The organism is Mesobacillus sp. QJM3NY_10 (assembly GCF_056173465.1).
Map to the genome: position 1 here is coordinate 589,660 of NZ_CM149675.1, position 12,366 is coordinate 602,025.

The window sequence follows — 12,366 nt, forward strand, 5'->3', positions numbered from 1 at the left end:
GTGTCACATAAATTGAGAGTGAAAATTCGCAAGCTAAGGAAAAGGAAACGATAAATCATGGGAAATAAGATTGAAAACACTCCAGAAGAACACAATATTATCGTATCAAAAGGTAAAGTCGAGATCGTTTATACAAACGTCGGTGCTGGCTGTATGCTTACTGGCATGGGGCTAATGACAGTTGCTTCACTTTTTATTTTCTTTACCGTGCCAGACGTAAGTTTTGTAAAAGGATTTTTTGGAGTCATCATCGGTGTGTTCGGATTGCTGTTCTTTGGTTCGATGCTGATCAGGTTGCTTTCCATGCTGTTATCCGGCAGAGCTGTCATTACCGTACAGGATGGCTATTTAAAAGGCAGGAAAAAGAGTGTTCGGATCAGCGATATTAAGGATATTCAGCGGGGCGGAAGCGGCTTCAAATACATCGCGGTCCGTACCATGAACAACAAAAGAATCAAGCTCTCTACCTATAATCTGATCAATGAACAAAAGGTACATAAGGTCCTTGATACATATGTTGTCCCAAAAGGTACTCCCGAATTGAAGGAGAACTGGGCGAAAAGGTATGGCGGTCAGGGATATAAAGGGTAAAACTGAAAAGAACTTGTCATCTTTGCTGTAAAGGAAATTGGGTGGCAAGTTTTTTTATTATGGTGCACATTACCTTCCCTGTGTCCCAATCGAAGAAAATTCAAAGGTGAATGGTTTAACCGTTTAGGGACTTTTTGCGCATCAACAAAGACGATTACTTATTCTGAGCTAATGGCATAATCATTTAATCTTATTATCTTTTTATATTACTGTTCCTGCTTCTCGTTGGACTTTGTTTTTTACATCTAACTCTGGATGGACTTTACGGACTACACTTGGCCTGGCTAGGATTAATACTACACCCATTAGTAATGCTGTTGAGGCAAGCAGGATATACTGGCCTGGTAATATATCGTATAAGAATCCAAATAGAATCATACCTAGTGGCATAAGTGCCATTGCCATTGTCTCTATGATGGAGAATACACGTCCTTTGTAATCATCATCTATCAATTTTTGCATCATAACCTGTAAGGGTGTATTTACAAGGATAATCATTGAACCGAAGCTGAACATGAGGATGAGGTAATAAGTAAACATTGTCCAATATGACATTGAAATCATCAATGGTATTGAGATTGCCCCCATGATCCCTCCTAATGCTAGGATGCCACGTTTCGAGACGAGAAATGGATATTTCACTTCTTTTCTTACAGAAAAATAAATGGATAAGACAAGCATTCCAGCTGCAAATGCTCCTTGTGTAAAGCCGAAATGCTGGGAACCCATCTCTAATTTTTCAATTAAAATGTAGGAGTAACCCACTTCATATGCACCGAAAAGAAAGTTAATGATTAATGAAATCCAAATAAGACTCATAAGAATTTCCTTTGTTTTTAAATAACGCAGCCCTGCCCTTATGCTTTGCGACATGGATTCCTTAGGCTCTCCTTCAGTCTCTGCCGTACGCTTGGCAAACAGATTGAAATTCATGGTTGATTCTAGAAAAACTGCAATTAGTGAAGCGGCTATGAATATCACTAAAAATGTCTCGATTGAAACCGCACCATATAATAATCCTCCAACGGCTGGGCTGCCAATTGCAGCAAATGACATGGATATTTGATTCAAAGACATCGCTCGTTGTATTCGTTTGGGGTCTACTAGACCGGTGATGGATGATGTAAACGTTATTGAAGTAAAAGAGGATGCAATAGCGAGTATACATGTCGTTACATAGATGGCGATTAGTGACAGCCCATGTGTTAGACATACATAAAGAAGCCCACTAATTGCTAGTATTGTAGATATTTGTGAGATAATGACAATTTTCTTTCGAGAATATTGATCTGCCATATAACCAGCAAAAGGTGAAATAAGTGTACGCGGTAAGATATTACATATTAGGTTAGCTGCAAAGCTTGTTGCAGAACCAGTTGCTTGTAATATATAGAAACTCATTGCAAATGCATATACTTGTGCGCCAAACGATGAGATGAGCTTGCTAATTGTGAATGTATACAAGTGATAGGTTGCTTTTTTCAACTTAATGGATTCATTCATTAAAAAACCCTCCACACTTAAAAAAAGTTTAATTTAATTAAACAAATCATAACACATACATTTCTTCCTTTTCAAGGAAAAGTTTAATATAATTAAACTAATTGGTTTTATAGGAGTGTTTTTGACATGCTGGGAGAAAGAATACGAAAACTGCGAAAGCAAAAGAAGCTAACACTTGAAGAACTTGCTGGATCTGAGCTTACAAAAGGAATGCTCAGCCTAATTGAAAATAATAAAGCAAATCCCTCAATGGAAAGCTTGGCATATATCGCACAACGTCTCGAGGTTGATGTGTCTCAGTTATTAAATGAGGTTAGCGTGGTCGAATTAAGAAAAGTGTTGGATGAGGCAGAGAAACTATTCAATATCAATAAGGAAGACTTAACAGATAAATATGCAAAATTGATTTATCTTATAGAGCCATATATCAAGAAGCTGCATCAAGGATATGAAGCGGCAAGATTGTTAGAAATCTATGGACGCAGTTTGTATTGGGAAGAGAAGGAAGAGTGGAAAAATCCTATCGATGCCGCTGCAACATTGTATGAGCAGATGAACGTGACACCAAAGCGGGCAAGTATTGGGATCTTTCGCAGTATGGCGTTTTTTACCGAGCATAATTACGATCAAGCCTTGGAAGTTCTGCTTTTTGAGCGAAGTGAAATACAGAAGATGTTTGCCTATATTGACCCAATCACAAGGTTGGATCTTGATTATCATGAAGCCATCCTTCAATTTGCAGTTGGGAATACAGCAGCTGCGAAACGTGTGATGGATAATGCAATTGCCTTTTCGAAAGAAAATAAAACATTTTATCTAATTGATGATCTGTATAGGTTGGCAGCAGCGTCTGCGATGATGGCTAAAGATACAGAACTTCATGAGTATTATTTAATGAAATTGAAGCAGTATGTTGAATTCTCTGAGGACCGTGTATCTAAATTAAGCTATCAGATATTTTATATAGAATCACTCATTACGGTTAAACATGATTACAAATCAGCACTAGAAAGTATCAATCAACATTTAGAAGACCCTGAATTCACATCCTCATTAAAGGCATGGTTCTTCCTCGAAAAAGGAAAGGCCTTGCATGGACTTGGTGAATATGAAGCGGCCATTTATTATTTTAATCAAACAGAAATCCCGTCCTTTCATCACCATCCTTTCGACTTATCTCTATTTTATTTAAAAGATACGTACAAAGCCCTATGCTATCTAGAACTAGGGCACCAGGACAAAGCCTTGTCTGCCGCTAAAACAGCAGTTGAAAATTTTGAGTCACAACCAGAATCACCATATAAGGATTTCAGCAACAGTACGTATCAGAATATTGCTGAAAAATAATTGGGTTGAGTCACTACTCGATTATGTTGAATGGGGATCGGCTTTGAAGCTTAAAGATTGATTATGGTGGGGCATAGGGACGGTTTCCCTTTCTCGAAAATTTTAACAAACTTCCGATTTACTTGAAGGGGACATGGGGACGGTTCTCATGTCCCAAAAATGATAAAAAGCTCCTATTTTACGAGCCAATTATCTTCTCTCTGTGTATTAAAATAAAAAACATAAAGTCTCTTATTTTCCTGCCATATTAATAAAATTTTTAGAAATGCTAATATCCTCGACGCCTCCCTTTAAATGTTGTTCTGATTGAATGAGACACCGACCCCTTTGCCACAGGGCAGACTCATCACATAGATTACTTCCACCTCATCGAACAGTAACTTGAATTCAATCCGTTTTCTTTTTCTGTAGACGTCTTCCAGACATTCCTCGTTATTGCTCTACTCATTGAACCCTTTACCCAATTAATCTATACACATGAACCGGATAGTCAACCACACTAAGAAATAATCCTTTAAACGAAAAAACGTTCATCCAACCACTCCACGCTTTTCTTATTTCGACTCCCGACCATCTTATCTTGAGGACACAACTAAAAACCGAATCGTCTGATCTGTATGGTTGTACCAGTAATGTGTTTCGCTGGCTGAAAAGAACCAGGATTCTCCTTGTTGGAGTTCGATCATTTTTGTACCTATTTGAAGTGTTAAGGTTCCTTCTATTACATAGACAAATTCATGTCCGCTATGTGAAAAGGGCTGTCCGTCGCTTTGGTTTGCTGGGAGAGTGACGAGTATTGGCGACAAGGGGACGGTTCCTGCGTCTCGTGAATTATAATGATCTACCCATGTAATCTGGGGCACAGTCTGAAATGAGCTGTGTCCCACTTCTTTTTTATCTTGTACGGTATGGGCTCAACCAAGAATTATTAGGGTTTTTCATAACTATTTCGGTTCCCGAATGAGACGTGAGAACCGTCCCTGTGTCTCATTCAGTTTTCGAGTCCACTGCTTCTTTTATTGCGATCGACTTTCATCGCAGTTGAACCGTAACGTTCTCATCCTACTAAAGTCCCTTGCAATTTTTCCTAAATCTTGTTATTCTTAGGTAGAATTATTTTTGTTCGGTGTAAAGTTCGACTCTTCGTTCTAATGATCACTTTGGGCAAGGATAGTAATACAATGTGCATTAGCACTAGGAGGCAACAAACATGGAACAAGGTACAGTTAAATGGTTTAACGCAGAAAAAGGTTTCGGATTCATCGAGCGCGAAGGTGGAGAAGATGTATTCGTTCATTTCTCTGCAATTCAATCTGAAGGCTTCAAATCATTAGACGAAGGTCAAAAAGTTACTTTCGACGTTGAGCAAGGTGCACGTGGACCTCAAGCTGCTAACGTTCAAAAAGCTTAATTTTGATATAGCATACCGAAACAGACTCCAAAAGGGTCTGTTTTTTTTATTTTCCAAAAATAACAGCAATAAAAAACCCTACTCAACGAACGAGTAGGGGCATGGTACCGGTAAAGAAAAAAATTTAAAGCAAAAGGTTATTTACATTATAACACAACAATCTCATAATCAAATGATTAGCAGAAATTTAGCAAGTGCATGATAATGACAACATAGAAGTCACACAGATGGAGGAATGAATGATGAAATTTCCAAACGACGCGGATGGAGAAGCAATGCGCAGTTTGTTTAATGAAGGTGTAAGTTTTAAAAAGCCGCAGCCAGTCGAGTTTTTTATAGCTGTGCCGGATAAGGCAACTGGCGAGAAGCTTCTGCCAGTATTGAAGGAAGAAGGCTTTCATGGCTTACTCGAGCAGGATGATGAGACAGATGAGTGGGCTTGCAGCTGCTCGAAAAGGATGCTCCTTAACCATAGCGAATTAAAAAAAGTGCAGGAAAAGCTGGATAAAATAAGCAAGCCTTACGGCGGCCATTCTGATGGCTGGGGCGTATTTATAGAATAAAATGAAGGTGATGACATGCTTCATACTTTTTTGGGTGAAACAATCGGGTATGATGTGATTTTTAAAAATCGGAAAACAATCGGCATTTATATGGATTTGTACGGCCATGTCGAAGTCCACGCTCCTAAGGGGACCTCAGATGCAAGTGTGCTTAAAATCCTAGAAGGCCAATGGGACTTGATCCTGAAAAGGGCGAAGGAAATGAAAGACCGGGCCTCAGCCGGTAGGGAAAAAGAGTACGGACCAGGCGGACAATTTCTATATTTGGGCAGGCTCTATCACATTCTGATTTCACAGGATGAAGATATCGAAAAAGACAATGCCGTGTTCGAGGCTGACAAGCTCCACGTATACGTGAAAGAGCAAAATGAAGAGAGCATCAAACAGGCTTTAAAGCGATTTTACTATCAGCAGTGCAAGGCATTAGTCGAAAAACGAGTTAAATTTTATCAAAACGAATTCAAAATAAAGCCGCGCTCGATTCGAATCACGGACAGTAAGACGAACTGGGGAACGTGTGATTCCATGAGGAATTTGACATTCAATTGGAAGCTGTCCATGGCACCAATGGAAGTGATTGATTATGTTGTCGTCCATGAAATGTGCCATATGGTCCATATGAATCACGACCGTTCATTTTGGCGGCTTGTCGGAAAAATCATGCCAGAATATGAACGGTATGAGCGCTGGCTCGCGGTGTCGGGGTGGAGGATGGAGGTTTAGTGTAGTGGGAGTGACAGATCCTCTCAGCGGAGCAAAAAACTTCAAAAATATTATCCTTATACTAGTCCACGAAGGCTACTGGCAAGTGAGGGGATATGATACCGATGCATGGGTAGGATCAGAAGAGACAACTTGAGCTAATCTTAATGGAGCGCAGCAAACAGGGAGCAAAGGGTGACTGACCTTTTGCTCCTTTTTTTTGTGATTGTTTTTGGAAGCGAAAGGTACGTCCCTCTGCTTCTGTCGAGAGCAAAAAAGAACTACCATTTCTATTTGAATGGTAATTCTTTTTTGTATATATTTATTTATTCTTTTTATCTCTTTCTTGCATTTTTCTAACATTATCTGAGTGATAAGGGGAACCATTAACTTCATTAACCACACTAAAGGGGTTACCGTCCAAGTCAAAGAAATCAAAAAATTTCATTCCACCAAAATTATCGATTTCGGTTGTAACTATTCCATTTTTTTTAAAATGTTGATGGGCAGATTCAATATCATCAACAACAAAATTAAAATAGGAATTCTTCTGGTCACCCTTGATAATAAACTCAGTGGGCTGCGGGGATTCAACTTTTACCAAGGCTAATTGTGTTGACCCATTTGGTAAATAAAATCCACTACCATCTCCCCAACTATCAATTATCTTTGCACCAAGAAACTTTACATACCATTCTGTGGACTTTTTAATGTCTGTAACTGGAATAAATATACTACCTACTTTAAACATAACCTTCCTCCTTGAAATGAAATTCTCACTTATAACGGTTATAATAATGTAAAAGTTACACTTACTGTTAAATTTCAATAAAAAGGTGTTAAAACATGGTTTTCGATGATTTAGAGTTTGAGATTAATAAACTATATAAATATTGCTTAAAGTTGTCAGGTTCACCTTGGACAGCCGAGGATTTAGTACAAGAAACGATGCTAAAGGTTTATATGATTAAAAATTCCGAACCGGAAAGAGAGTTTACATTCTCCTATTTATGTACTGTGGCTAAAAACCAGTTTATCGATGAGAAAAGGAAATATAAAGAAAGTATTCTTTTTAATGATGACTTATTCGGAGAAGAGTACGACTCTATAGAGTACTACGGTCTAATAGAAATCTTACTTACCACCTTACCTTTGAAACAGTCTATGCTAGTTACCTTAAAGGATGTATTTGGATACACTTCAAAAGAAATAGCAAAAATGTTAAGAGTAAGTAATGAGTCAGTTAAAACAGCGCTTCATCGTTCTAGGAAGAAACTAAAATTAAAAAATAATATTATAGATAAGGAACTTCAAACTCCTAATCACGAAATTTTTATAGCACTCTCAAAAGCAATACGGGAATCTAAGCCGATGCAAGTATTTTATTATTATCGACTATTAGAATCGAAAAACTTTCAAGTGAGAAGAAGTTCTGTGCATTCCGTATTCCATGTTATAGACCCAGATGGAAATATTCTAGAAATTAAATCTTAGTAACTTGAACACTATTCACAGCAACTCAGTGGAAACGTGGGGACGGTTCTTCCATTTTAGTGGATAGCATATTTTAACGATTTATGAAACGGCTTGTCAAAATTCAAATAGTATTACCGTCGATTTCCTTCGTGAGGTATAGAAAAACAGCCATTCCTATGAAGGCGGCTGTTTTCTATAAAGTAATATTTACTTTTTTAATTCCTGGTAATAAACTTCAAGTAGTTTTTCTACTGGTATATTATCTATTGTCATTCCTGATATGTCACTATCTGTAATTTGTAGGTTTCTTAGATTACTGTTACTAATTTTAGTTCCTTGAAGGTCACAACTTTCAAAAGAGAGTGGTTCTTTGTCATCTCCAAGATTTGTATCTATAAAGCGCACCCCTCCCAGAGTAACTAACCTCATTTTGCTATTAGAAAGGTTTAAATCGGCATAAAATGAATGTTTGAAATTAATGTTTTGGAACTTTGAGTGACTAAGGTTACAGTTACTGAAATGAGTATTCATTAGGTTACTATTAGAAAAAGAACTTCCTTCTAAATTCACTTGGTAACACTCTGTCTTTTCCATATTGCAATTCTCATATTGAGTATTTGAAATATCTTTATTATCGACTAGGTTTTCTATACCTAATGGACTTTCTTTTCTCTTTATGTAGCAATATTCCTCTTCTGATTGAAAGATAGTTTTATAACCCATTTTCTCATAGAAATGGTGGTTATTAACTTGTCTACTGGATGTCTCAAGGTCCCAGGTTCTTACGGTCGGAAATTCCTCCTCTATTAATTCTATTACTCTTGAACCGATTTTTTTCCCTTGATAATCTGGGTCAACAAAAATACGGTCTATCCGTCCAAAGGACTTACCCGTTATGGTCACTATAATGCCGCCAACAATATCTTTGTTGTATATGATTTTGTAATAAACTAATTCTTCTATCATATATTTAGTCATTTCAACTGAAGAATAACCGGGAGGTTGGATATTATAATCTGTAATTTCTTGATTTAATAGCCATCTTCTTGCTTCTTCATCGAATGTCTTTTTCATTATTTCTGTTAACTTTTCGGCATCTGAAATGATTGCTTTTTGAATATTTATCAACATTTAATTCTCCCTTTTACATAATCGAATAAAAATCTACATAGAAAAGCTTATCCTCTTTTTGAGGAGGACCTTAGTTATATAAAGTAAATTATACCTTGTTATAATTAAAAGCAACAATCTTTACGAAAAGAGCCTTTCAAAAAAAGTTTTATTTGGAGGACACAACTAAAAATCTGATTGTTTGATCGGTATGGTTATACCAATAATGCGTTTCACTGGCTGAAAAAAACCAGGATTCTCCCTGTGGGAGTTCGATTATTTTTGTATCTATTTGTAGTGTCAAGGTTCCTTCTATTACATAGACAAATTCATGCCCGCTATGGGCAAAGGGTTGTCCGTCGCTCTGGTTTGCTGGGAGTGTGACGAGTATTGGATGAAAGTCTGGGTTAGGGACTTGTTGTGTCAGGTCTTGATAATGAAATGTAGGGTCACTCATAGGCTCATTGTTATTTGGGAAGAAAGTACTTGGATTGACACCAAGAACTTCTGAGATTTTTCGCAGTGACTCGAGTGTGACGCTGGACTTTCCGCGCTCAACTTGAGATAGAAAGCTAATGGATACACCGGCACCTTCTGCAAGCTCCTTCAAGGTCATTTTTTTCTCTTTACGGATTTCTTTCAGTCGTACACCGATCATAAAACTCACCTTCCTAATTCCTATTTTTCCCTTATATATGGATTGTGTCAATCTGAACAAAGTTGACAGAAAATTAACCATTATCTAAAATCTAATTGAAGTATTACTTCAATTTTAAGAAGGAGGAAGGGAAAATGCAATTGGATAAGAAAACGACTTATCGTGTATTGATTGCCAGCCTTGTTGGCAGTTCCATTGAATGGTTTGACTATTTTCTATATGGAACAATGGCTGCACTTGTATTTAACCAATTATTCTTTGTCAACGAGGATCCAACAGTAGGATTGCTACTAGCGTATGCATCGTTTGCCCTTTCGTTTTTCATCCGGCCATTTGGAGGAATCATTTTTAGTCATATCGGGGATCGAATCGGCCGGAAAAAGACACTCGTTTTAACATTGAGCTTGATGGGTGCTGCGACATTTGCAATGGGTATCTTGCCTACATATCAAGCAATCGGTGTAGCTGCACCGATCATTTTGATTACACTTCGTCTGATCCAGGGACTTGGAATCGGCGGGGAATGGGGAGGAGCTCTGTTGCTTGCGACTGAGTATGCTCCACCAGAACGCAGAGGATTCTTCGGTTCTATTCCGCAAATGGGTGTGACGATTGGAATGGTGATGGGTACACTCGCTCTTTGGATCATGAGCTTATTGCCAGAGCAGCAATTCATGACATGGGGCTGGCGCGTGCCATTCATCTTTAGTGCATTACTTGTAGTCTTTGGTTTATGGATCCGTAAAGGAATCGACGAGACACCTGAATTCAAGAAAGTTAAGGAAAGTGGTGAGATTCCAAAGCTGCCAATCGCCGATACCCTTCGCTATTACTGGAAAGAAGTGCTGATCACAATCGGTGCGAAAGTGGTGGAGACCGCTCCATTCTATATTTTCAGTACGTTCATTGTTTCCTATGCGACAAGCACTCTTGGATTCAGCCGCTCTGCTGTGTTAGGTGCCGTCATGGTATCAACCGTCATTACGACCATCCTTATTCCGATCATGGGAAGTCTGTCAGATCGCGTTGGCCGTAAGAAAATGTATATTGCCGGTACACTAGCGATGATGGCTTTCGCTTTCCCATACTTCTGGATGATTCATCAAGGTAGTGTACTCATGCTGGTTTTGGCGACGATTATCGGCCTGGGGATCATTTGGGCTCCGATTACGGCTGTACTTGGAACAATGTTCTCCGAAATCTTTGATGCAAAAGTTCGTTATACTGGTGTCTCACTAGGTTATCAAATCGGTGCCGCAGTCGCTGGCGGTACAGCGCCGCTCGTTGCCACAGCGCTGCTCGCTTCATTCGATAATTCCTACGTCCCAGTTGCACTCTACATCATGTTTACTGCTGTGGTGTCACTGATTGCCATCTGGGCAGTGAAAAGCCGCGTTGAACCAACTGTGATCACTGGTAAAATGAGCTCGGCCAAATAATTTGGCCGAGTTTTTATTTAAAAGGAGAGATTCTAAATGCTTATACTGAACGAACAACTAATTCAATCCATCTATAAAATTGAAGATGCTATTCGAGATGTCGAAAACATGTTAGTGGCCATTCATGAAGGACGTGTTGAAAATCCTCATCGGACGGTACTGAATGTCCCGGAACGAAACGGGTCTGTTCTCTATATGCCAAGCTCGGATGGAACATCAATGGCAGCAACCAAAATTGTCTCGATTTTTCCTGATAACAGCTCAGCTGATCTACCGACCACACAAGGAGCCATTTTACTCACAGAACTACAAACAGGAAGACATATCAGCTTACTGTCCGCTTCTTACCTGACACGATTGAGAACCGGCGCATTAAGTGCCATCTCAGCCCGCCACCTCGCCAGGCCTGACAGCCAAGTATTGACCGTCATTGGCACAGGCGGAATGGCGTTTGAGCAAGTATTAGGAATAGTGAACGTGCTGCCAATTCAAGACATCTACTTAATCAATCGTTCCATCGATAAAACATACACATTCGGCGAAAAGCTCAAAGAGGCAGGTATTACCGCTAAAATCCATACTGGAGTCGACCGGAACGAAGCCGTCGCCCAGTCCGATGTCATTTGCTGTGCAACCCGATCAACCGAAGAAGTATTTGATGCCGATTATTTAAAAGCAGGAACCCATATCATCGGCGTAGGCAGTTACTTACCCGAAATGCGCGAAATCCCGTTAGGTGCGATTGAAAGAGCAGCTTTGATTTATGCGGACGATTATGAGGGGATGAAAGCAGAAGCTGGGGAATTCATTGATGCTGTGCAACGAGGGAAGTGGTCGTTTGAGCAGCTGTCTGGTACCTTGGCGGAACTTCATGTGAATCAGGTGGAGTGTGGAGTGGAGGATATTACGATATTTAAATCAGTAGGGGCTGCACATTTTGATTTGGCTGTGGCGAAAGGGGTTTTTGAGAAGGCGGAGGAGATGGACGAAGGGGAGGAGATTTTTTTGTAGGGTTGATGGGACGGAGCTCATGTCCTCCAAATTTTTATAAATATTTTATTAAAGTATCTTTATGGTTACATCTTTGTTTTTTAATGAGAGTTCCCTATTCTTCGACAATATCTATAATTGATTGAAATGCCGAATATCCTTTATGCCTGCTTGTATTGATTCCTTGGACGAAATAGAGCAGTCTTTTCACATGAAATTATTAGACCTCAAATAGTAACTAAAGTTCAGTGTTTTCAATTCCTGTTGATGCCTAGCAGATATTCCTCGGTTAAAGGCTTTGATTATAGTTAACCCTCTAATCCTTTGCAAGAATAACCGTAAAGCCATTCTAGGCATCCTTTATTTCGATTCCAAATTGGGGACGAGAATTGTCTCTATGTCTTCTAAAAGTAGGCTTTCACCTTCATTTTATTGGAGAAGGCATTTGTTTAGTGGGAAAAGAGAACGCCTCAGTAATATTATTTCGTCCACATCCAATGAAAAAAAGTTGTTATGTACAAATGTAATGGTTAATATAGATAATAACAGCAGTGGATTGTGTCCACGATACGAGGA

14 protein-coding genes are annotated in these 12,366 nt (G+C 39.0%); 9 read left to right on the forward strand and 5 right to left on the reverse strand.

Going from position 1 to position 12,366, the window contains the following annotated elements; all coding sequences use genetic code 11:
• The first annotated feature begins 57 nt into the window (after positions 1–57).
• Positions 58–591: a DUF5381 family protein gene (locus AC0VX7_RS02980; protein WP_475426604.1), complete on the forward strand. Its 534-nt coding sequence runs from the start codon at positions 58–60 to the stop codon at positions 589–591.
• Positions 592–792: 201 nt separating this feature from the next.
• On the opposite strand, the gene AC0VX7_RS02985 is transcribed toward AC0VX7_RS02980, so the two are convergent.
• On the reverse strand, positions 793–2,094 hold the full coding sequence (locus AC0VX7_RS02985; protein ID WP_475426605.1) for an MFS transporter: 1,302 nt from the start codon (positions 2,092–2,094) through the stop codon (positions 793–795).
• 126 nt (positions 2,095–2,220) lie between these two features.
• On the opposite strand from AC0VX7_RS02985, the gene AC0VX7_RS02990 reads away from it, so the two are divergent.
• Positions 2,221–3,441: a helix-turn-helix domain-containing protein gene (locus AC0VX7_RS02990; RefSeq protein ID WP_475426606.1), complete on the forward strand. Its 1,221-nt coding sequence runs from the start codon at positions 2,221–2,223 to the stop codon at positions 3,439–3,441.
• A 575-nt stretch (positions 3,442–4,016) separates the two neighbouring features.
• Here AC0VX7_RS02990 and AC0VX7_RS02995 read toward each other — a convergent pair.
• The gene (locus tag AC0VX7_RS02995) at positions 4,017–4,328 is read right to left on the reverse strand and encodes a cupin domain-containing protein (RefSeq protein ID WP_475426607.1); all 312 of its coding nucleotides are present in this window, start codon (positions 4,326–4,328) and stop codon (positions 4,017–4,019) included.
• Between the two features lie 323 nt (positions 4,329–4,651).
• Here AC0VX7_RS02995 and AC0VX7_RS03000 point away from each other — a divergent pair, with 323 nt between their 5' ends.
• From AC0VX7_RS03000 to AC0VX7_RS03015, 4 genes are all read left to right on the forward strand, one after another.
• The gene (locus AC0VX7_RS03000; RefSeq protein WP_026694123.1) at positions 4,652–4,852 is read left to right on the forward strand and encodes a cold-shock protein; all 201 of its coding nucleotides are present in this window, start codon (positions 4,652–4,654) and stop codon (positions 4,850–4,852) included.
• A 239-nt stretch (positions 4,853–5,091) separates the two neighbouring features.
• Complete coding sequence (locus AC0VX7_RS03005; protein WP_475426608.1) at positions 5,092–5,415, forward strand: ribonuclease E inhibitor RraB; 324 nt, start codon at positions 5,092–5,094, stop codon at positions 5,413–5,415.
• Positions 5,416–5,430: 15 nt separating this feature from the next.
• The gene (locus AC0VX7_RS03010) at positions 5,431–6,138 is read left to right on the forward strand and encodes a M48 family metallopeptidase (RefSeq protein ID WP_475426609.1); all 708 of its coding nucleotides are present in this window, start codon (positions 5,431–5,433) and stop codon (positions 6,136–6,138) included.
• A gap of 4 nt (positions 6,139–6,142) precedes the next feature.
• Positions 6,143–6,274, forward strand: a complete 132-nt coding sequence (locus tag AC0VX7_RS03015; protein WP_475426610.1) for a hypothetical protein — start codon at positions 6,143–6,145, stop codon at positions 6,272–6,274.
• A gap of 165 nt (positions 6,275–6,439) precedes the next feature.
• On the opposite strand, the gene AC0VX7_RS03020 is transcribed toward AC0VX7_RS03015, so the two are convergent.
• Complete coding sequence (locus AC0VX7_RS03020) at positions 6,440–6,868, reverse strand: VOC family protein (RefSeq protein WP_475426611.1); 429 nt, start codon at positions 6,866–6,868, stop codon at positions 6,440–6,442.
• A gap of 95 nt (positions 6,869–6,963) precedes the next feature.
• On the opposite strand from AC0VX7_RS03020, the gene AC0VX7_RS03025 reads away from it, so the two are divergent.
• A complete protein-coding gene (locus tag AC0VX7_RS03025) occupies positions 6,964–7,611 on the forward strand; it encodes an RNA polymerase sigma factor (protein WP_475426612.1) in 648 nt (215 codons plus the stop codon).
• 189 nt (positions 7,612–7,800) lie between these two features.
• Here AC0VX7_RS03025 and AC0VX7_RS03030 read toward each other — a convergent pair whose 3' ends face one another.
• Both AC0VX7_RS03030 and AC0VX7_RS03035 read right to left on the reverse strand, forming a co-directional pair.
• A complete protein-coding gene (locus AC0VX7_RS03030) occupies positions 7,801–8,724 on the reverse strand; it encodes a GNAT family N-acetyltransferase (RefSeq protein WP_475426613.1) in 924 nt (307 codons plus the stop codon).
• Between the two features lie 148 nt (positions 8,725–8,872).
• Complete coding sequence (locus tag AC0VX7_RS03035) at positions 8,873–9,361, reverse strand: helix-turn-helix domain-containing protein (protein WP_475426614.1); 489 nt, start codon at positions 9,359–9,361, stop codon at positions 8,873–8,875.
• Positions 9,362–9,501: 140 nt separating this feature from the next.
• On the opposite strand from AC0VX7_RS03035, the gene AC0VX7_RS03040 reads away from it, so the two are divergent.
• Together AC0VX7_RS03040 and AC0VX7_RS03045 are read left to right on the forward strand one after the other, a co-directional pair.
• Positions 9,502–10,800, forward strand: a complete 1,299-nt coding sequence (locus AC0VX7_RS03040; RefSeq protein WP_475428062.1) for an MFS transporter — start codon at positions 9,502–9,504, stop codon at positions 10,798–10,800.
• 36 nt (positions 10,801–10,836) lie between these two features.
• On the forward strand, positions 10,837–11,811 hold the full coding sequence (locus AC0VX7_RS03045; RefSeq protein WP_475426615.1) for an ornithine cyclodeaminase family protein: 975 nt from the start codon (positions 10,837–10,839) through the stop codon (positions 11,809–11,811).
• The last annotated feature ends 555 nt before the right edge of the window (positions 11,812–12,366 follow it).